We start from the raw sequence: 20,247 nt of genomic DNA, 5'->3' as shown, positions 1-20,247 counted from the left end.
GTTTTCCGCGATTGGCATCGCGGAAAACCGGGTTGGAAGCCCGGTGGGCTTCCAACCACGCAAACGTAGCGGTGTTTCCGCGCTGCGGCATAGCGCACGCGGAAACACCGCGGCACAGGAAAGGCCTCCGCACTTTCGCGGAGGCCTTTCCTTTTCCCGTCTTCCCGTCTTTCCCACCGATGGGCAGTCGCGATCAGAACATGGAATTCTTCGCCTTCGCGTCGCTCATGAACTGCGCCGCGTCGGGGTCGTTGGCCGAGACCTTGTTGAGATCGCTCAGCTTGAGGTCCCAGCGCACGCTGTAGGGATCTAATTTCTCAGCGATACTGAATTCCTGAAGGATGCTGAATTCCTGAAGCTGGTATCCCAGCCCGTAGGTGACGGAGATCTGCAAGGGCTCGTCGAATGACACGTCACTCGGCTGCCAGTCGCGCATCCGCTCAATCGCGTCGTTGTAGCTGCCCTCGGGATCCGACGAGCTGGAGAACGAGTCGACGAGCGTCTGGCGCAGGTCCGGGTAGGCGTTCTGGTTCGCGGACCAGTAGTCGGCGAGCACGTGAACGAACTCCGGCACGTTGAATCCGAAGCTCAGCGTGGTGCCGCCGGAGCCCTTGGTCTCGGTCTTGCCGGGGAACACGCGCGCCTGCACGTCGTCGCGTTCCAGCTCCTTGGTGCCGAATGCGGTGAGGAATGCGGCGTACTGCTTGTTCACCGCGTCATTCGGCGCGTACTTGCGGTATTCCTGCGCGTATTCGTCGTTGAGGGCGCTCATGCCGTCGTTGAACACCTTGAGCGCGCCTTCGCTGTCCACTTTGCCGTTGCGAATGATCGCGTCCTTGACGTTGAAGGCGAGGTCCGTGTACTGCTTGGCCGTCGCGGAGTCAAGGTCGTATTCCAGCAGGTTCTGCAGATCGTCGCGCAGTCCGTTGACGTCGATGTAGCCGTATCGCTCGCCGGAATCGTAGTGCGAGTACAGGCCGACGGCACCGTTGGACCACACAAGACGTCCCGTCCCCTGACGCGATATCTGATCCAACTGCATGTCGAACAGGGACGCATCCGTGTTCTCTCCAAGGGCGTATTGTCCCTTGGCCGTGAGCATGGGGGTGTCACCCTGATTCTTGTAGTTCTCCGAATACGTGACCTCAAACCGGGCGCTGCTCACATGCTGCATGGACTGCATCACCTGTGCGGTGATGGCGGCCGGATTCTTCGGCCCGACGCCCAGAATCTGTCGCACCGCGGGAACGTTCGGCACGGCCCACGCCAAAGTGCCGCCCACGGCCACGGCCACGATCGCGGCGATGATGGCCGCCAGACGACCGCCGTGCCGAGGGGCTGCTGATGCGGCGGCCTCCGCGACGCCGGACGATGCAACGACGCTGGGACCAGTGGCAGGACCGACGGGGACGCTCTGCGCCGGAGCGGTGAATGCGGGTTGGGCCGTGACGGGCTGCTGCGGCGCAACCGGCTGAGCGGACCGGAACGGCGCTTCCGTCTGCAGATGAGGCTGATGCTGCGACGGCATAGTCGGCTGAGCCGCCGCGGGCGTGAATACCTGTTGAGCGGATTGCGCCGCCTGCGGGCCGGACTGGAACTGCTGCGGTGCGGACGCCTCACCCACCCCAGCCACCGCATCAGACGCCGCCGGAGTGCCACAGGAGCCACAGAATTTCGCGGTATCCGCCATTGGCTTGCCGCATTGCGTACAGAATCTCATGGTGCCTTCCCTCCCATGTCGCTTCGGAACGTCGACTATGTCTCACATTCCGACACGGATCCCTTAATCCAAGGGTAGCGGAGGAAGCCGTTTTTACCCAATTTGCGCACGGATTTTGCAGGATTGGGCAGATACATGATCTGGAAGGGCGGTTTGCGGCCCTCAGATCACGGTTTTGCCCAATCTGGCAAAATTCGGGCACAGATTGGGCAGAACCGTGAGGGACGGCGAGCGAACGGAGGGTCGCCGCGAAGCCTGGTTACGGGTTACGGGTTACGGTCTGCGGGCCGCGAGGATACAGACCGCAGGCCGTGCGCCACGCACTATGCGCCAAGCAGGTCGAGCATCTGGGCGACGGACTTCTTGCCGAACTCGACCTGCGGCTCGGCGGGGGAGCCCTCAGCACCCGAGCCGCCGCGGTTGATGACGATGCACGGCACGCTCATGGCGCCGTACTGGTCCTTGAGCTCGGGGAAGTGCGAGATGTCGTAGGCTTCGGCACGCACGTTCGGGTTGAGCGACGCGATGCGCTGGGAGGCGAGGACCGTCTCCGGACACATGGTGCAGGTGAGGGAGACGAGGATCATCACGTCGATCGGCTCTCCGTTGCCGGCGGCCTCGGCCCGCTCGCGCAGGTCGTCGTCGATCGGCTGGCCGGGGCCGGCCGCGTTGTACAGACCCAGCACGAACGAGTTGAATTCGTGGCCCGAGGGCACGCCGTGGAACGCCAGCCCGGTGTAGACCGGCTTGCCGGCGGCGGGGGAGCCGGCCTCGCCCTCCACGCAAAGGCGCGCGACGGGACGGGCGCCCGGCAGCACACCGGCGGCGTCGAAGACCGCGCGGCCGGAATCGTCCAAGGTGCCGGAGACCGGGAACGGCGAGCCGTCCGGCAGCACGATCGAAGCCGGCGACCCCACAGCCGGAGCGGCGGCCGAACCAGCTGCGGCAGCGCCGTTCACCGCCGTGACCATGCCGGCCGCATCGATGGACACCACGCCGAGCTTGCCCTCGGACAGGGCCGCCATTTCACCCACGAATCCCTGCAATTCCGCGGAAAGCGGGGTATCGTCCAGCTCCAGGGCGAGCGTGACCGGCCGCGCGAGGCGTCCGAACACCACCTTGAGCTGCTGCTTGATCGCGTCGGAGAACAGCTCGCCGGGCTTGCGCGCGGACTGGGCGCGGGCGGCTGCTTCGTCGGCGCTGCGGCGGGCGGTCGCGGGGGCCGGGGTCGTGCCGGCGGAAGCGGCGGAGGATGCCTGGGCGGCAGCGGCTGCTTCGGCCTGCTCGTATGCGGAGGTGGTCGGGCGCGGCGGCACCAGACCGGTCTTCTCGCTCATCTGCTTGGCGTAGCGCTCCAGCTCCACCGCGGCGATCGCGCCGTCGGCGGTGGCGGTGACCACCTGCCTGAGGTTCTTCACGCGCAGGTCGCCGGCCGCGTACACGCCCGGCACGGAGGTCTCCAAGTAGCCGTGCGTGACCACGTAGCCGTGGTCGTCCAGCTCCACCACGCCCTTCACGAGCGACGTGGCCGGCACGTACCCGGCGAACACGAACACGCCGAACGTACCGCCGTCGGCCGGCTTCCATTCGGAGGTCTCGCCGGTGTCCGCGTTGCGCAGCGTGGCCGAGCGCAGGCCGCCCTGCCCGGCCGTCACGCCCTCGAGCTCCGTGCGGTAGCGCACTTCGATCTTCGGGTTGTTCTTCGCCTCGGCGGCCACGGAGGCGTCGCAGGTGAAGTCCTCCTCGCGCACGAGCACGGTGACCTTCGAGGCGTACTTGGTGAGGAACACGGACTCCTCGGCGGCCGCGAAGCCGCCGCCCACCACGAGCACCTCCTTGCCGGTGAAGAATTCGCCGTCGCAGGTGGCGCAGTAGGCCACGCCGCGGCCCGCGTATTCGGCCTCGCCCGCGAAGCCGAGCTTGCGGGGGCTGGCGCCGGTGGCGATGAGGATGCCGAAGGTCCTGAGGTCGCCGCGCGAGGTGTGGACCACCTTGACGTCGTCGGACACGTCCAGTCCGATGGCCTCGGCGGTGAGGAATTCGGCGCCGAAGTCCTTCGCCTGCTCGCGCATGATGCGGGTGAGCGCGCGGCCGGTGGTGCGGCCGACGCCGGGGTAGTTGACCACTTCGTCGGTGATGGTGATCTGGCCGCCGAAGTCGTCCTTCTCGAGCACGAGCACGCGGTAGCGGGCGCGCGCGAGGTACAGGCCCGCGGTGAGGCCGGCGGGGCCGCCGCCGATCACCACCACGTCGTAGAGATCATTGTTGGGCATGATGCTTGGTTCCTTTCGTCATGAATGAAGCAAGGCGGAGCCGAAGGATCGTTCGACTCCGCCTTGCGCGGTCCACTCAGGTTGATGGGATGAGTGCGATCAGAGCAGGCCCACGAGGTCGAGGCTCGGCTCGATGGTGTCCTCGCCGGGCTGCCACTTGGCCGGGCACACCTGGTCGCCGTGCTCGTACACGAACTGGGAGGCCTGCACGCGGCGCAGCAGCTCGTCGGCGTTGCGGCCCACGTTGGAGGAGATGACCTCGTAGGCCACGACCTTGCCTTCCGGGTTCACGATGAAGTCGCCGCGCTCGGCCATGCCGTCGACCTCGTTGTAGGTGTCGAGGTCGCGGGCGAGCAGGGCGGTCGGATCGGCCAGCATCGGGTACTGGATCTTGGCGATCTTCTCGTTGGCGTCGTGCCACGCCTTGTGCACGAAGTGGGTGTCGCAGGAGACGGAGTAGATCTCGCAGCCGATCTTCTTGAAGTCCTCGTACTTGGCGGCGAGGTCCTCAAGCTCCGTGGGGCACACGAAGGTGAAGTCGGCGGGATAGAAGAAGAACACGGACCAGTGGCCGAGCACGTCCTCCTTGGTCACCTCGTGGAATTCGTTGTTCTGGAAGGCCTGGACCTTGAAATCGGTAAGCTCGTGCTGCAGAAGAGTCATCATCGTTCCTTTCGAATCGGATGCGATTTCATCCGTCTTCCATCCTATACCGAGCGCGCCTGACGACGCTGGAAGCATGCTGAAAGCGCAGGGTGAGAAACATCACACCGCCTCTGATCGTTTCGCCCATTCGGTCCAACCTGCCCCCTCCGCATAGCAAATTGGACCGATTGCGCGCAAATTAGCCCTCCGCGGTGGCGATTTACGCACTGATCGGTCCAAGCTGCAGCACAGAGGGCACAGGTTGGACCGATTGCGCGTTTTAGCGAGGTCGGGAAGAAGACGGCGATCAGCGGGCGGTGGCCGTAAGATGGCCGTAGACAAAGCTGGCATGCAGACAGGCAGGCAGCCAAAACAGCCACCAAGCGACGGGAGCATCATGGCCGAGGACGATCAGATGGACGATCAGACGATGAACAGCGCGGGCGACGATCAGGACACCACGGCGAACGCCACGTGGAGCCGCATGCTGGCGGGCAACCGGCGGTTCGCGGAGGGCAAGCCGGAGCATCCGTGGCAGGACGCCACCACGCGCGAGACGCTGATCGACCGGCAGAACCCGGACGCGGCGGTGCTCGCCTGCTCGGATTCGCGCGTGCCCCCGGAGATCGTGTTCGACGCGGGGCTCGGCGACCTGTTCACCGTGCGCACGGCCGGCCAGATCATCGACGACGCGGTGCTCGCCTCGCTCGAATACGCCGTCTCCAAACTGCACGTGAGCCTGCTCGTGGTGCTCGGCCACGAAGGCTGCGGGGCGATCGACACGGCCGCCAAGGAGCTGGACGCGCTGATCGCCGAGGCCACGGACAACCCGGCCGGCTCGCTGGAGGCCGCCGCCGCGATCGACGATCTGGACGAGCGGATCGCGGACGCGGAGTCGATCGTCCTGCGCACGGTCGGCATGTCCGTGTGGCAGGCGCGCGAGGCCGAGCTGGAGGCGCACGAGGACTTCGAGCGCGTGCATGTGGCGTACACCATCGAGGAACTGGTCACCCGCTCCGAGGTGATCCAGGACGCGCTGGCGCACGACCGGCTCATGATCGTGGGCGCGCGCTACCAGCTGTCCACCGGCAAGGTCGAGGTGTTGAGCTTCTGAATCGCGGGAGCCGCGACTCCTGCAACGCTCTGCAACGCGTAAAGCCGATTGACGTGCCAATCCCCTAATGTGGTAGGCATGCCTCTAGGTTTGAACATCGCGTTGATCTTCGTCTTCCTTCTTCTTGGTTCCATCTTCTCCGGCACGGAGCTGGCGCTGGTCAGTCTGCGAGGCTCGCAGATCGACCAGATGGAGCAGGAGGACGCCCGAGGCGCCCGCGTGGCCAAGATCGCCCGCGACCCGAACACGTTCCTGTCCACCGTGCAGATCGGCGTGACGCTCTGCGGCTTCCTGTCCGCGTCGTTCGGCGAATCGTCGATCTCCCCGTTCATCGTGCCCGTGGTGGAGGGCTGGGGCGTGCCGACCAACGTGGCCGCGCCGCTGACCACCATCGCCCTGACGCTCATCATCTCCTACTGCTCGATCGTGATCTCCGAGATGGTCCCCAAGCGCATCGCCATGCAGAAGAACGCGGCCATCGCCCGCGCGGTGGTGCCGGCCATCGACGTGTTCGCCAAGGTGTGCAGCCCGATCATCTGGCTCATCGGCAAGAACACGAACGGCATCGTGCGCCTGCTCGGCTTCGACCCGAACGAGACCGAATCCGAGGTGTCCGACGACGAGCTGCGCGTGCTGGTGAACTCCAACTCCAACCTCGGCAAGGACGAGCGCACGATCCTCGACGACGTGTTCGACGCGTCCGAGACGATCGTGGCCGAGGTCATGCGCCCGCGCGCCGACGTGGTGTTCCTCGACGGCGACCAGTCCATCGAGGAGGCGGCCGCCTACGTGCGCGAGATGCCGTACTCCCGCTACCCGGTCACCGGCAAGGACTTCGACGACGTGCTCGGCTTCGTGCACGTGCGAGACCTGCTCGACGTGCGCGATCCGAACGCCAGGACCGTGCGCGACGTGACCCGCGAGGGCATCTCCCTGCCCGGCACCTCCAAGTTGCTGCCGAGCCTGTCGCTGCTGCGCAAGCGCGGCATCCATCTGGCTGTGGTGATCGACGAATACGGCGGCACGGACGGCATCGTGACCCTTGAGGACATGACCGAGGAGCTCGTGGGCGACATCCGCGACGAGTACGACCTGCCGGAGGAGAAGAGCGGGGCGAACGGCGCGAAGCGCACCGCGTTCGTCAACGGCGTGGCCACGCTGGACGGCGGCATGACGATCGAGGATTTCGCCGACCTCACGGGCATCGAGCTTGAGGACGGCCCGTACGAGACGGTCGCCGGCTACTTCCTCGCACATACCGGCAAGATGGGCGAGGTGGGCGACGTGCTGCACACGGACGACGGCTACGACATGGTCGTCACCAAGGTGGACGGCCGGCGCATCGAGACCATCGAGGTGCGCAAGCACACGGACGGGTCCGCGGAGGCCCAGGAGACCGAGAAAGCCTGACCGGACCGGGATTCGGCGCCAAAAGCCACGCCCTGAAATTACACTGGAAACGAGCGGGTTTCCGTCAGGGAAATCCCCAACAGGAAGGAGCGTTGCCATGACGCTTGCATTCACCGTACCCGGTCTCGACGAAGCGGCCAGCGAGAAGGCCGTCGCCATTCTGCAGAACCGCCTGAGCCAGGAGCAGGAGGCCGCGCTCGTGCTCAAGCACGCGCACTGGAACGTGACCGGCCCGAACTTCATCGCCGTGCACGAGATGCTCGACCCGCAGGTCGAGGTGGTGCTCGCGCAGGCCGACGAGACCGCCGAGCGCATCGCCACGCTGGGCGGCACCCTGGACGGCCGCCCGGAGGCGATCGTGCGCAACCGCACGTGGAAGGACTTCGACCTCGCCGGCCGCCAGTCCACCACCGACTACATCAACGCACTGATCGAGTACTACGACGCGTTCATCGCCGACGACCGCAAGGCCATCGCCGAGCTGGATGAGCTGGATCTCGTCTCCTCGAACATCGTGCAGGACCACGTGCAGGAGCTCGAGAAGTTCCAGTGGTTCCTGCGCTCGCACGTCGCCTGATCCGTCGGATTGCGCATCCGTTCCGGCCGCATACGCTCCGCAACGCTGAGTGTGTGCGGCCGTTTCGTTTGCACGCGTGCCCCAAGACCCTCACGGCACCGCGCCTACAGCACCACCCGCCGGTTGAGTTCGCGGCGCAGCTCCCGCCAATTCGGCAGGTACGAGCTCATCAACCTCTGGAACTTCTCGCCGTGCCCGCCGGCCCACAGATGCGTCATTTCGTGCACGAGCACATATTCCAAGAACCGCGGCTCCATGAGCCCCAATTGCAGGTTCAGCCGGATGCGGCCCGTCGCGGGCGTGCAGGAGCCCCACCGCGAACGCATCACGCGCAGGGTGACGTGCGTGGGCGTGCGCCCGATGATCGGTCCCCAGTGTGCCAGCAGGCCGGGCAATGCGGCGTTGATCGCGCGGGCGGCCTCCTTTGCGCGCTCGTCGGTCCACGTCGTAGCCGCATCGCCGGCGCCAGCCGACTCATCGCCGGTGCCGCCGACCAGCGTCCGCTCCCGCGCGGCGATCACATTGCGCTGATGGGCGAGGATCCACTCGCGCCGCTCCTCCACGAACGCCTCGATCCGCCGCATGCTCATGCGCATGGGCGCGGAGATCTCCACCCGTCCGTCCGGCGGCTTGACGCGCACGTACAGGTTCTTGATCGGTTTGCGCGTCAGACGCACCGCTATGCCGGCCATGCTGAGCGTCGTCTCCGCTGATTGCTTGCTGCTCACGTCCCTCATTGTGTCTTTCGTCGTGTCCCGAGTGTCCCCGACCGACAGCCCACCGACCGCCACAATCGGCCATATTCCGCGGGACACGCCGATGGTTACCGTATATTTGACAGATAGTTCCTTCTTGGTAAACTAAACGATTGTGCGCTTTTGAAGAGTGCATGGATCGGGCCCGTAGCTCAGGTGGTTAGAGCGCATCCCTGATAAGGATGAGGTCGGAGGTTCAAGTCCTCCCGGGCCCACGGAAAAATCTCAGCGGCTCAGTGTGGCCGCTCTTTTTTTCTGTAAAATCAATACTGCACGGGGCATTGGCGCAGCTGGTAGCGCATCTGCTTTGCAAGCAGAGGGTCACCGGTTCGAACCCGGTATGCTCCACCCGGAAAAACCCTTGGAACCGTTTGGCTCCAAGGGTTTTTGCATAGCATCCGCAGTGTTGCTACCGCAGCGCGACGCGGATCAACCGGCCCACGTTTTCGGCCGTGCGTGCCAGATTCGCGGGACCGTCGGCCAGCGCGCGGTCGAGGGCCATGGCGCCCGGCACGATGCCGAACACCGCGTCGATGCCCAGATCGTGCAGCACCTCGATGCCGTCGCCCACATACCCTGCGAACGCGACCACGCGGATGTCCGGATTGCCGGCGTGCACAGCCTCGGCCACGCCCATGGGCGTCTTGCCGTACTGGGTCTGGAAGTCGATGCCGCCCTCGCCGGTGAAGCAGTAGTCGGCACCGACCGCGCGCTCGGCCAGCCGTACCGTTTCGGCTACGATCTTCACGCCGGAGCGCATGGTTGAGTTGGTGAACGCGAGCAGTCCCGCGCCGAGTCCGCCCGCGCCGCCCGCGCCCGGCGTATGGGCCACGTCAATGCCGAGTTGGGCCTTGATCACGGCCGCGTAGTGGCTCAGGTTCGCGTCGAGCTGGCGGACCATCTCCGGGGTGGCGCCCTTCTGCGGCCCGAACACCGCGGAGGCGCCCGTGGGCCCGACCAGCGGGTTGGTCACGTCGGACGCGATGAGCAGCCGCGTTTCGGAGAGACGCGGATCCAGGCCGGACACGTCGATCGTGGCGAGACGGTCGAGGAAGCCGCCGCCGCGGGGGATCGGGTTGCCGCCGGCGTCCAGGAACCGCGCGCCCAGCGCCTCGGCCATGCCCGCACCGCCGTCGTTCGTGGCCGACCCTCCCACGCCCAGAATGATCGTGCGCGCGCCGTCGTCCAACGCATGGCGGATGAGCTCGCCGATGCCGTAGGTGGTGGTGACCAGCGGGTTCTTGGTGTGCTCGTCGACGAAGTGGATGCCGCTGGCCGCCGCCATCTCGATCACGGCGGTCTGGGACTCCCCGGAACCGTCGGCCACGGAGCCGTCGGCCCCGGAACCGCCCAACATGCCGTACGACGCCCGGGTGGGCCGCTGCAGCGGATCGAGCACGTCGGCGTAGCGCAGCGTGCCTCCGGTGGCGTCCACGAGCGACTGGACCGTGCCCTCGCCGCCGTCGGCCATGGGGACCATGACGTAGTCGGCGTCGGGGAATACGCGTGCGAGTCCGGCGCGGATCGCCTCGGCGGCCTCCCGCGCGGTCATGCAGTTCTTGAACGAATCGGGTGCGATGACGAACTTCATGGCCACCTCAGGCGCCTATGCGCGCGCCGCCGAGGATCACAGCGGCGGAAATGGTCGCCGACCGGCGAATGACCGGTATAACGTACATTATCGATTGCGAGGTCAAGAGATCCCCTGCCTTCCCTGCGTCTTTGCGCTCCAATTGTACTGGTACCAATGTTGACAAGGGAAGCTGCATATTTCCATGCGAAATGGCGGAATTACGCCAACGCCGCGCCTAATTGGTTCATTTGTTTGTCACATAGAATGGGGAGAGAGCGTTCCGAGGGAAGGAAGACGCCATGTTCTGTACGCAGTGCGGCGCGAAAAACGACGAGGGATCCAAGTTCTGCACGAGTTGCGGGCATCCGTTCGAGGAGCTGAGCCCGACGGTTCCGCAGACTCCGGCAGATGCGTCGCAGGCCACCGCACAGGCTCCGGGTCCGCAGACCGATCAGCCCGCTCAGGAGACGCAGGTTCTGCCGCCACAGCCTCAGCCGGCCGCAGACCAGACGCAAATTCTGCCGCAGCAAACACCCGCCGCGGAGGAGCAGCCCACGCAGGCCATGCCGCCCGTACGGCCAGTCCAGAACGGTCAGCCGATCGCCACGACGCAGGCCATGCCGCCGGTGCAGTCAACGCCGGTGCAACCCGCCGCCCCGGCGATTCCGACCACCACCAACGCTCCCGCGCAGGCCGCGTCCCAGCCCACGCCCAAGCCCAAGCCCAAGAAGAAGGGCGGCAAGGGCGGGAAGATCGTCGCCATCGTGATGACGGTCGTGCTGCTGCTCATCGCGGCGATCGGCGCCACGGCCTATCTCACGTGGCGTCAGGGCCTGTGGGGCGGCGCGATCCTGCCGCAGGAGTCCAGTTTCACCGTGCAGGCCGGCCAGCAGCTCACCGCCGACGTGGTCGCCGACCAGCTCAAGTCCAAGGGCGTCAAGGTCGAGAAGCAGCAGATCTTCTCCGGCAAGCCCAAGGGCGGCTTCGTGGGCTACGAGGGCATGCAGCCCGGCGACCGCGTGCAGAAGGACCAGACCGTCACCGTGCAGGAATCCGCCGGCCCCGGCGTCCCGGACGACGTGATCGGCAAGCAGGCCACGGACATCGCCGCCGAGATGAGCGACATGGGCGTGCCCGTGGAGTACAAGCAGGTCGTCATGTCCGACCAGTCGCAGGCGCCCGAGGGCAGCGTCGTCGTCACCTCCCCGCAGGCCGGTCAGCCCGTGGAGGACAGCCAGAAGGACAAGGGCATCTCCATCGGCGTGGCCACCAAGGGCGACGGGCTCGGCTGGGATGTGATCGGGCAGGACGCGGACAGCGTGCAGAGCGATCTGGAGTCGCAGGGCTATACGGTCACCGTCGACAAGAAGCTCGCCTCCTCGAAGTACGAGGGCAAGGTCGTGGACGCGAGCCCGAAGCCGGGCTCCGAACTGAGCCACGGCCAGTCGATCACCCTGTATGAGGGCGTGGGCGCGGACGACCTCAACGACCTCATCGTCTCGCAGATCGGCGGCTACGAAACGCTGTACTACTCGGACGCCATCGCCGGCACGTACTGCAAGGCCACCGTCAGCGACCCGTCCAAGGACTGCATGACGTTCGCCACCGACGGCGGCGATCAGGGGCTCGGCGGCACCGCGCTCTACCAGACGTGGGGCACCGAAGCCGCATCCTCGCCGTCCGAAGACGATGCGACCAGCCAGTGCTTCGCCACGAACGGCGGCGACATCGGCCGCTGCACCATCGACGACGACGGCTCCTACGGCTTCGACGTGACGTACGGCGCCGAGAACCGGCTGGCCGCGCACGATTGGGGTGCGTTCGACTTCGGCAAGGGCGGCGAGGGCGCACAATGCGGCTCCACGACCATCTCCGCATGGTTCCAGAGCTGCTCCAACGGCACGGCCTCGTATTCCGCCAACGGCATGGGCGCCGGCCCGTTCGACGGCGCCACGTACGAGATGCACGACTTCTTCCTGTACGTCGCGGCCGGCGCGGATCTAGATTCGATCGAGTCCAGCGGCTACTTCGACGCCGACGCGCTCGCCAAGGCCAAGGGCGAGAAGGCCGCGGACAACGACCGTCCGTTCATCCTGTACCGCGATCCGTCGCTGTACGATTCCACGAGCGTTCCGGTGACGAAGGACAACGCCACGGACAACCCGTTCGTGCCGTCCAGCACGGACACCAACGACGTGAAGTTCAAGCCGGCGCCGACCGACGCGAACGCCTACTACCTCGTGGAGGACGTGCAGCCTGATTGGGACGATCTTCCGGATGCGGACGTGTCCGTGCCGTCGCCGGACGCCAGCGCATCGCCGTCCGCATCCGCCTCGGCCACGCCCACGTCGCTCGCGGACATCCGCAAGGCCGCGCAGGGCGGCGACTTCTCCGCCATCGCGGGCAAGTACTGCATGAAGGACGGCACGATCTGCCTCACGCTCGACAAGACCGGCAAGATCACATCGTCCGGCTCCACGGGCTACGCGTACATGAGCCCGGACGATCCGACGTCCGCCAAACTGCACGTCTCCACCGGCGCGCAGGGCGACACGTGGTTCGCGCCCGACCCGGACGTGGGCATCGAGCTGCGCGGTCCGGACAGCGACTACCGATGCGGCGGCAATAAGGGGTACAAGGCCTGTTATCAGGGCAGCGGCTCCTACTCGGAGGCCGAGATCACCAAACCGTTCGACGCGGTGTACATCCCGGCCGGCGTGAGCAGCAGTAAGTACGAGACGCTGGGCGGATCGTCCTACGAGGATCCCCAGGTGCAGGGCAAGGCCAAGCCGGATTCCTCGAAGCCGTTCCTCAAGATCATGGGCTACCACATGAACGTGCCGCCCGTGGACTCGAACGTGCTGTATCTGGTCAAGTGACTGTTCCACTGAAATGCGGCGAATATTGCGCGGACCCTGTACCGGCAACATTGCACAACCTAAGATGAAAATGTCGTTATAACCACGATTGTTCGTGGGGGAAGAGAGAACACCATGAAGGCCTGTTCCGCATGCGGGGGCAACAACCCCGAAGAAGCACGTTTCTGCCGTTTCTGCGGTCATCCGTTCGAGGCGGCCGCGCCGGCGGCACCCGTTGCACCGGTCGCGGCAGAGGCTCAGCCCGCGCCCGCCGACGTCACGCCTGACGTGCAGCAGACCACCGTGCTGCCGACGCCTGCACAGCCCGTCGAGGATGCACCGACCGTGGCCATCGCGCCCGTGCCGTCCATTGCGGACGCGCCGACCACCGCCATGCCGGCGGTGTCCGCTGAACCCATCGCTCCGGCGACGACCGCCCCGGAATCCGACGAGACCGTGCCGATCGCGCAAAACGCCGAGCCTGCCGCGCCCGCTGAGCCCGCCGCACCGGAGACGCCGGCCGCACCGCAGCATTTCGACTTCCAGCAGCCCACCTCCGATGCGGCGCCGACCGCAACGGAAGAGCCCGTCAACCCGACGGTTCCGCAATCGTTTGACTTCCAGCAGCCCGCCACCGAGCCCACCGTCGAGCCCACAATGGTCACCACCGCAACCACGCCGGATGCACCGGCCGCTCCGGAGGCTGCGACCGTGCCGGCTTATGTGGCGCCCGCGCAGCCGCAGCCGGCGCCGCAGCAGCCCGCTCCTCAGCCGCAGCCCGTCCAATCGGCACCCCAGCAGTTCGGATATCAGCAGCCGGCTCAGCCGCAACCGCAGCCCACATATGCCCAGCCCGCACCGCAGCAGCCCGGCTACGCCCAGCCGAACGGCTACGCCGCACCCCAGCCCGGTCAGCCCGTACAGCCCGGTCAGCCGATCCAGAACGGCTACCCGCAGCCCGGCTATGCCCCGGCGCCCGGCGCCCCCAACGCCGCTCCCGCCGCACCGGCCGCCCCCGACCACACCGCCGAGGAGGCCAAGGCGTTCGGCCAGTGGCTGCTCGACTCGTTCAAGTCGCCGTCCAAGGACTTCAACACCAAACCGTGGTGGTCGTTCGTGGTGACCGTGGTCACCAGCCTCGCCACCGGACTGCTCATCTACACGTGGGCCGCGAAGGCCGTCAGCGCGGCGTCCGGCTTCGTCAACGGCTACTCCAGCAGCCTCAACGAGATTCTCGGCAGCAACGTCGCGCCCACGTATTCGGCCTCCGCGCCCTCGGCGTCGGTGTGGTTCAAGGCGTGGATCGCGTTCCTCGTCATCACCTACGCGGGCGTGCTCATGTCGTTCGTGGGCCGCAAGATCTTCGGCGATCCCGCGTCCTTCCTGCAGATTCACGACATGTACGCCCAGCGCCTCGTGCCGTTCTGCGCGCTGTACGTGGTGCTCATCCTGCTCTCGCTCGTCGGCGGCACCGTGGTGGCGCTCGTCATCTTCTACTTCGCCTACCTGCTCACCGTGCTGCTCATGCCGAGCGCGATCATCGTGGAGAGCGAGCAGCACCGCAGCGTCGACCGCTTCTGGCTGTGGTTCGCCTCCATCGTGGTGTGCGTGGTGATCCTGTTCGTCGCGTTCATCATCGCCGGCAGCATCGCCGGATCCGCGCTCACCGATCTGATGCGCCTGTAGTTTAGCCGACTGCCGACTCACGAAAGGCACAACCATGTTCTGCATCCATTGCGGCGCCAACAACGACGCCGACGACAAGTTCTGCGTGAACTGCGGCGCCCCGATGAGCGCACCGGAACCCGAATCCGCGCCCGCGCAAACCGCCGAAGCGCCGGCAGCCGCAACGTCGGAGACTCCGGTTTCCGCCGAATCGACCACCGAATCGACCACCACTGCGGAAGCCGCGCAGCCCGACGTTCCCGCGGCCCCGGCGGCTCCGGCTGTTCCGGCCATCACACCGGAACCCGCCGTGGCACCGCAATCGATGCAGACCCCATCCACGCCACCGGCCGGCGAACCGGCGCAATCGGGCACGACTGCCGCCGCCAAGCCCCGCCGTGGCTGGGTCAAGCCCGTGGCGATCACCGTCACGCTGGCCGTGCTGGCCACCGCGTGCGGTCTGGGCGCCTACCTCACTTGGCGTCAGGGCCTGTGGGGCGGCACCCTGCTCCCGCAGGAGTCCAGTTTCACCGTGCAGGCCGGCCAGCAGCTCACCGCCGACGTGGTCGCCGACCAGCTCAAGTCCAAGGGCGTCAAGGTCGAGAAGCAGCAGATCTTCTCCGGCAAGCCCAAGGGCGCGTTCGTCGGCTACGACAACCTCAAGCCCGGCGACCGCGTGCAGAAGGACCAGACCGTCACCGTGCAGGAATCCGCCGGCCCCGGCGTCCCGCAGGGCACGGTGGGCAAGAGCGCCTCGGACGCCGTGGAGTCCCTCAAGGACATGGGCGTGCCCGTCACCGCGAAGGAGGTCGTCGTCTCCGACGACAGCCAGTACGCGGAGGGCGACGTGGTCGTCACGTCCCCGGCCGACGGTCAGGCGCTGCCCGAGGACCAGCAGTCCGACGGCATCTTCGTCGGCGTGGCCACCAAGGGCGACGGCGTGCCGTTCGACATCATCGGCAAGGACGTTGACGAAACGAGGCAGGCGCTGACCAAGCAGGGCTTCAGCGTCACCGTGGTGAACCGCCTCTCCGCCAAGGACAACGTCGGCAAGGTCGCGGGCTCCTATCCGGCCCCGGGCGAAAGCGCCTCAGGATCCAAGAGCATCACGCTGTACCGCGGCATGGATGCGGACAGCGTCAAGAAGGCGCTCAGCAACGTCGACGACGGCTACGGCTATACGGGCACTTGGGGCTCGCCGTTCAATCTGGCCGGCCGCTACTGCACCAAGGCCGGCGACTGCCTGACCTTCAAGTCCCAAACCCCGAATTCCCAGGCCTACGCGCCGTCCCTGTACCAGACCGAGGGCAGCACGAGCCCGTTCAAGGACGACAACTACTACGGCGAATCCGGCACCATGATGGTGACCTGCGACGCGGCCCAGCAGCCGTACTGCAGCAGCGACAAGGCCCAGTATCTCGTCAACGGGGGCACCGGAGCGCTTGAGCTGTTCCCGCAGCGCGACCTCACGTCCACCATGTGCGGCGGCAAGCCGGCCGGCGACGTGATCGGTCAGGTGTGCGTCAACGGCAAGCTCCAGACCATAACCGACTGGAACAGCTTCCCGCAGTCCAGCGGCTCCACCTACGAGATGGACGACTTCTACGTGGTCTTCCCGGTGGGCGCCGACCTCGACCAGCTCAAGTCCGACGGCTACTTCGACGACGCCGCGCTCAAGGACGCGCAGGGCAAGCCCGCCGTGGACACCACGCGTCCGTTCATCTTGGCCCGCGACAAGTCGCAGTACAGCAGCACCTCCGCCTCGGCCGACGGCATGAACGCCACCAACCCGTTCCTGCCCTACAGCGGCTACGGCGACGACAGCCACGTCAAGATGAAGCCCGCGCCCACCGACGACAACGTCTACTACCTCGTGGAGAACAGCGACCTCGACTGGGATTCGCTGCCCGACGCGACCGTGAGCACATCGCCCTCGCCGTCGGCGTCCGCATCCGCTTCGGCAAGCTCGTCCGCGTCCGCCAGCGCGACGCTCGATCAGTCGATGATGAAGAACGTCACCGGATCGTACGTCTTTCCCAGCAGCGGCATGAGCCAGACCGAGCTGACGGTCAATGCGGACGGCACGTTCACCGGCTATTACGATTCCGTCGACGAGGACAAAAACATCCAGTCCACGCCGCAATCGGAATGGCACCGCTCGCCGTTCCGCGGCACATTCCTGTCAATCGCCAAGAACGACGCCGGCGGCTACGACCTGCAATGCGACGCGACGGCGCTCAAGATCGAAATGGCCTCCGGCGACAGCAGCGATCCCAGCACGTCCGCCGGCATCTACACCTGCGGCACATGGCACTGGTACCCGGCGAACACGCCGTTCTCGTCCATGAAGTCCAAGAACGGTGACGTGAAGGCCTCGATCTATGGACCGGTGAAGGGCGATTCATGGCCCGACCCGATCCTCATCAACGAGGACGGCGACGGCACGTTCCTGTCCAACTGGTCCTGATCGCGTCTCCCGACGGCCTGCCGCCATTCGCCGCGCGCGGTCATCCCCACGCGGTCATCACGCGGTCATCCCCGCACGGCGAACGGCGGCTGCGGGCCGGCCAGCGGCGGCACGTCCTGCACGGCGATGTCCGCCACGCGGCTCCACTGCGACCCGACGCGCATGCGGGCCTCCAGATCATCCAATTGCCGGTCCGTGCCCTGCGCCTCGCACTCCACGGACCCGTCGCGGCAGTTGCGCACCCAGCCGCTCACGCCGAGCCGACGGGCGGCCATGACCACCGTGTACCGGTAGCCGACGCCCTGCACGCGGCCCGTGACCGTCATGTGCCGGCGTGCCTGCACCGCATTCGCACCGCGCGTCTCGGCCGCCATGTCACACCACCAGCAGGATGTTGACCGCGGTCATGGCAATCAGGCTTACGATCGCGAGGAACGCCAGACACAGGCCGGCCAGACGCGCGTTGCCGAGCACTCGGTCGGTGAACAGCGTGGAGAAGACGCCCACCGGCGCGAGGCAGGCGAAGATCACGGCCTTGCGGACCGCCGGGTCGACCGGCAGGATGAACCACGCGGCCACAGCGAACACCGCGGCGAACAGGGTGCGCCAGCCGAACACGGTGAACAGGCGGCGCACGTCGTCGCGGCCCTGCGGCAGATCCATGAGCATGCCGACCATCATCATGGAGCAGAACGCGTTGGCGTTGGACAGCGGGCGCAGCGCGGTGCCGATCCACTGGGGCATCACAAAGCCGCTCAGCAGCACGAGAAGCATGATCATGTACGTCATGAACGCGGCGGAGGAGTAGAAGTTGCGGGCGATGCGGCGGAAGTTGGCGCGGCGCTGCAGTCGGCGGGCGTCCTTGTCGAGGATCTTGCGCGGGGCGCGCGGGCCGATCGGGCGGGCCTGCTCCTCGGGGCTCAGCGGATGCGTGTCGTCGATGTGCAGCAGCTGCGTGGTCACGGCGTTCATGCCGGCGGACATCATCACCGAATTGCCGATGTCGAACATCACCACGGCCACGGCGGCGGTCGGTCCCATGAGCGCCTGCACGACCGGCATGGCGAAGCAGCCGATGTTGAAGCCGGAGCCGTTGAGCATCTCGAACGCGCGGTCGCCCAGCGGAGCCCTGCGCGTGACGAAGTAGATCACCAGAATGGGGATGACCGAGCAGCAGAAGCCGAAGAGCGTCACCCACAGCAGGTTCATGTCGTGCGGGTTGTCCATGAAGGAGACCACGACCGCGGCCGGCAGCAGCAGGTTGAAGACGATCTTCTGCAGCACGCGGTAGTCGTTCGGCTTGAACCATCCGATGCGTTTGAACAGGTATCCGGCCAGAATGATGCACAGAAACACCACCGGCTCGATGATCTTCTCCATATCGCCTCCACGCCTTCATCAATCGGTTCCCGAGCTTATCCACAGCTCTGGCCCGGCGAGGCGGGTCATCCACGGTTTGGCGGGTTCGGGCGGTGGACGAGGCGCGGAATCCGGGTTGTCCACAGGCCCGCCAACTTGTTCACAGCGGACTATCTGTTAGCCCGGCCCCTCATTGGCACGCCCGCTTACTATGTGGGACGTCCGGGCCGAACCTCTTCCGGGGCATGACGGCTTCTGCTTACAATGAAGGCGTCTCATTGACCCAATCAAGGGAGAATCACATGCTCACTGACGAGTACGTCAAGAAGGTCTACGCGCAGGTCGAGAAGCGCGACGGCGATCAGCCCGAATTCCTGCAGGCGGTGCGCGAGGTGCTCGAAAGCCTCCAGCCCGTGGTGGAGAAGCACCCGGAGTACGAGGCGAACGGCGTGCTGGAGCGCCTCGTGGAGCCGGAACGCGTGATCAAGTTCCGCGTGGCCTGGGTGGACGACTCCGGCAAGGTGCAGGTCAACCGCGGCTACCGCGTGCAGTTCAACTCGGCGATCGGCCCGTACAAGGGCGGTCTGCGCTTCCATCCGACCGTGAACGAGGGCGTGATCAAGTTCCTCGGCTTCGAGCAGATCCTCAAGAACAGCCTGACCACGCTGCCGATGGGCGGCGGCAAGGGCGGCTCCGACTTCGACCCGAAGGGCAAGTCCGACGCCGAGGTCATGCGCTTCTGCCAGGCGTTCATGACCGAGCTGTGCCGTCACATCGGCCAGTTCACGGACGTGCCGGCCGGCGACATCAACGTGGGCGCCCGCGAGATCGGCTACCTGTTCGGCCAGTACAAGCGCATCCGCGACGAGTACTCCGGCGTGCTCACCGGCAAGGGCCTTGAGTTCGGCGGCTCGCTCGCCCGCACCGAGGCGACCGGCTACGGCCTGTGCTACTACACCGCCGAGGCCCTGCGCGTGCTGCGCAACGACTCCTTCGAGGGCAAGACCGTCGTCGTCTCCGGCTCCGGCAACGTGGCGATCTTCGCCACTGAGAAGGCGCAGGCACTGGGCGCGAAGGTCGTGACCGTCTCCGACTCCAACGGCTACGTGTACGACCCGAACGGCATCCAGCTCGACGTGGTCAAGGACATCAAGCTGGGCCACCGCGGCCGCATCAAGGAGTACGCCGAGCGTGTGCCGGGCGCCGAGTACCACGAGGGCTGCAAGGGCGTGTGGACCGTGCCGTGCGACATCGCGCTGCCGTGCGCCACGCAGAACGAGATCGACGGTGAATCCGCCGAGGCGCTGGTGAAGAACGGCTGCACGGTGGTGTGCGAGGGCGCGAACATGCCGTCCACGCCGGAGGCCATCGAGGTCTACCAGAAGAACGGCCTGCTCTACGGCCCGGCGAAGGCCGCGAACGCCGGCGGCGTGGCCGTGTCCGGCCTTGAGATGAGCCAGAACAGCTACCGCCTGAGCTGGACGTTCGAGGAGACCGACGCCAAGCTCAAGTCGATCATGGAGTCGATCGTCGCCAACTCGCTGGCCGCCGCCAAGGAGTACGGCGAGGAGGGCGACCTCATGGCGGGCGCGAACATTGCCGGCTTCGTCAAGGTGGCCGACGCGATGGTCGCCCAGGGCGTGCTGTGACCCCTCGCCCTGTGACCCCTCGTCGCACTGCATCGGCCACTGCATAGGCACTGCATAGGGCATAATGCGTCATTCGGTCCAATCTGGGCTCTCTCCGGAACAGCTTGGACCGAATGACCGAAAAATGGCCTCCCGAGAGGCTCCAAAATCGCCTGTTCGGTCCAACCTGCGCAAAATGGCCC

Annotated in this window: 14 protein-coding genes, 2 tRNA genes and 1 pseudogene; 9 read left to right on the top strand and 8 right to left on the bottom strand. The window is 66.3% G+C overall.

Annotation, left to right across the window (positions count from 1 at the left end):
* Positions 1-193: 193 nt before the first annotated feature.
* The 4 genes and pseudogenes from DSM100685_RS05470 to ahpC all read right to left on the bottom strand — a co-directional run bounded on the left by DSM100685_RS05470 (position 194) and on the right by ahpC (position 4,656).
* The gene (locus tag DSM100685_RS05470; RefSeq protein ID WP_239512660.1) at positions 194-1,624 is read right to left on the bottom strand and encodes a hypothetical protein; all 1,431 of its coding nucleotides are present in this window, start codon (positions 1,622-1,624) and stop codon (positions 194-196) included.
* 30 nt (positions 1,625-1,654) lie between these two features.
* Positions 1,655-1,720: pseudogene (locus DSM100685_RS11200) on the bottom strand (zinc-ribbon domain-containing protein); the annotation flags it as partial.
* 323 nt (positions 1,721-2,043) lie between these two features.
* Complete coding sequence (locus tag DSM100685_RS05465) at positions 2,044-3,993, bottom strand: FAD-dependent oxidoreductase (RefSeq protein ID WP_152350344.1); 1,950 nt, start codon at positions 3,991-3,993, stop codon at positions 2,044-2,046.
* Positions 3,994-4,092: 99 nt separating this feature from the next.
* The gene (ahpC, locus tag DSM100685_RS05460; protein ID WP_152350343.1) at positions 4,093-4,656 is read right to left on the bottom strand and encodes an alkyl hydroperoxide reductase subunit C; all 564 of its coding nucleotides are present in this window, start codon (positions 4,654-4,656) and stop codon (positions 4,093-4,095) included.
* 412 nt (positions 4,657-5,068) lie between these two features.
* On the opposite strand from ahpC, the gene DSM100685_RS05455 reads away from it, so the two are divergent.
* From DSM100685_RS05455 to DSM100685_RS05445, 3 genes are all read left to right on the top strand, one after another.
* On the top strand, positions 5,069-5,752 hold the full coding sequence (locus tag DSM100685_RS05455) for a carbonic anhydrase (protein ID WP_152350366.1): 684 nt from the start codon (positions 5,069-5,071) through the stop codon (positions 5,750-5,752).
* Positions 5,753-5,830: 78 nt separating this feature from the next.
* Positions 5,831-7,162, top strand: coding sequence for a hemolysin family protein (locus DSM100685_RS05450; protein WP_163200968.1), 1,332 nt, complete (start codon positions 5,831-5,833; stop codon positions 7,160-7,162).
* Positions 7,163-7,259: 97 nt separating this feature from the next.
* Positions 7,260-7,739 carry a Dps family protein gene (locus tag DSM100685_RS05445; protein ID WP_152350341.1) on the top strand — a complete coding sequence of 160 codons (480 nt, stop codon included), beginning with the start codon at positions 7,260-7,262 and terminating at the stop codon, positions 7,737-7,739.
* 104 nt (positions 7,740-7,843) lie between these two features.
* Here the strand turns inward: DSM100685_RS05445 and DSM100685_RS05440 are convergent, their stop codons facing one another.
* A complete protein-coding gene (locus DSM100685_RS05440) occupies positions 7,844-8,476 on the bottom strand; it encodes a M48 family metallopeptidase (protein WP_152350340.1) in 633 nt (210 codons plus the stop codon).
* Positions 8,477-8,635: 159 nt separating this feature from the next.
* On the opposite strand from DSM100685_RS05440, the gene DSM100685_RS05435 reads away from it, so the two are divergent.
* Positions 8,636-8,709, top strand: a tRNA-Ile gene (locus DSM100685_RS05435).
* A gap of 60 nt (positions 8,710-8,769) precedes the next feature.
* Positions 8,770-8,842 (top strand) — tRNA-Ala (locus tag DSM100685_RS05430).
* A 61-nt stretch (positions 8,843-8,903) separates the two neighbouring features.
* Here the strand turns inward: DSM100685_RS05430 and DSM100685_RS05425 are convergent.
* A complete protein-coding gene (locus DSM100685_RS05425) occupies positions 8,904-10,085 on the bottom strand; it encodes a glycerate kinase (protein WP_152350339.1) in 1,182 nt (393 codons plus the stop codon).
* Positions 10,086-10,366: 281 nt separating this feature from the next.
* Between DSM100685_RS05425 and DSM100685_RS10960 the strand changes: the two genes are divergently transcribed.
* From DSM100685_RS10960 to DSM100685_RS05400, 3 genes are all read left to right on the top strand, one after another.
* Positions 10,367-12,946, top strand: a complete 2,580-nt coding sequence (locus DSM100685_RS10960) for a PASTA domain-containing protein (protein WP_239512661.1) — start codon at positions 10,367-10,369, stop codon at positions 12,944-12,946.
* A 267-nt stretch (positions 12,947-13,213) separates the two neighbouring features.
* A complete protein-coding gene (locus tag DSM100685_RS05405; RefSeq protein ID WP_152350338.1) occupies positions 13,214-14,611 on the top strand; it encodes a DUF6574 domain-containing protein in 1,398 nt (465 codons plus the stop codon).
* 34 nt (positions 14,612-14,645) lie between these two features.
* Positions 14,646-17,057: a PASTA domain-containing protein gene (locus tag DSM100685_RS05400; RefSeq protein ID WP_152350337.1), complete on the top strand. Its 2,412-nt coding sequence runs from the start codon at positions 14,646-14,648 to the stop codon at positions 17,055-17,057.
* A 65-nt stretch (positions 17,058-17,122) separates the two neighbouring features.
* On the opposite strand, the gene DSM100685_RS05395 is transcribed toward DSM100685_RS05400, so the two are convergent.
* Positions 17,123-17,431: an acylphosphatase gene (locus tag DSM100685_RS05395; protein ID WP_152350336.1), complete on the bottom strand. Its 309-nt coding sequence runs from the start codon at positions 17,429-17,431 to the stop codon at positions 17,123-17,125.
* 1 nt (position 17,432) lies between these two features.
* On the bottom strand, positions 17,433-18,437 hold the full coding sequence (locus tag DSM100685_RS05390; protein WP_152350335.1) for an AEC family transporter: 1,005 nt from the start codon (positions 18,435-18,437) through the stop codon (positions 17,433-17,435).
* A gap of 281 nt (positions 18,438-18,718) precedes the next feature.
* On the opposite strand from DSM100685_RS05390, the gene gdhA reads away from it, so the two are divergent.
* On the top strand, positions 18,719-20,065 hold the full coding sequence (gdhA, locus tag DSM100685_RS05385) for an NADP-specific glutamate dehydrogenase (RefSeq protein WP_152350334.1): 1,347 nt from the start codon (positions 18,719-18,721) through the stop codon (positions 20,063-20,065).
* Positions 20,066-20,247 lie beyond the last annotated feature (182 nt).

The organism is Bifidobacterium avesanii (assembly GCF_009299475.1).
Classification (GTDB): domain Bacteria; phylum Actinomycetota; class Actinomycetes; order Actinomycetales; family Bifidobacteriaceae; genus Bifidobacterium; species Bifidobacterium avesanii.
This window is presented reverse-complemented; position numbering and strand designations above follow the sequence as displayed.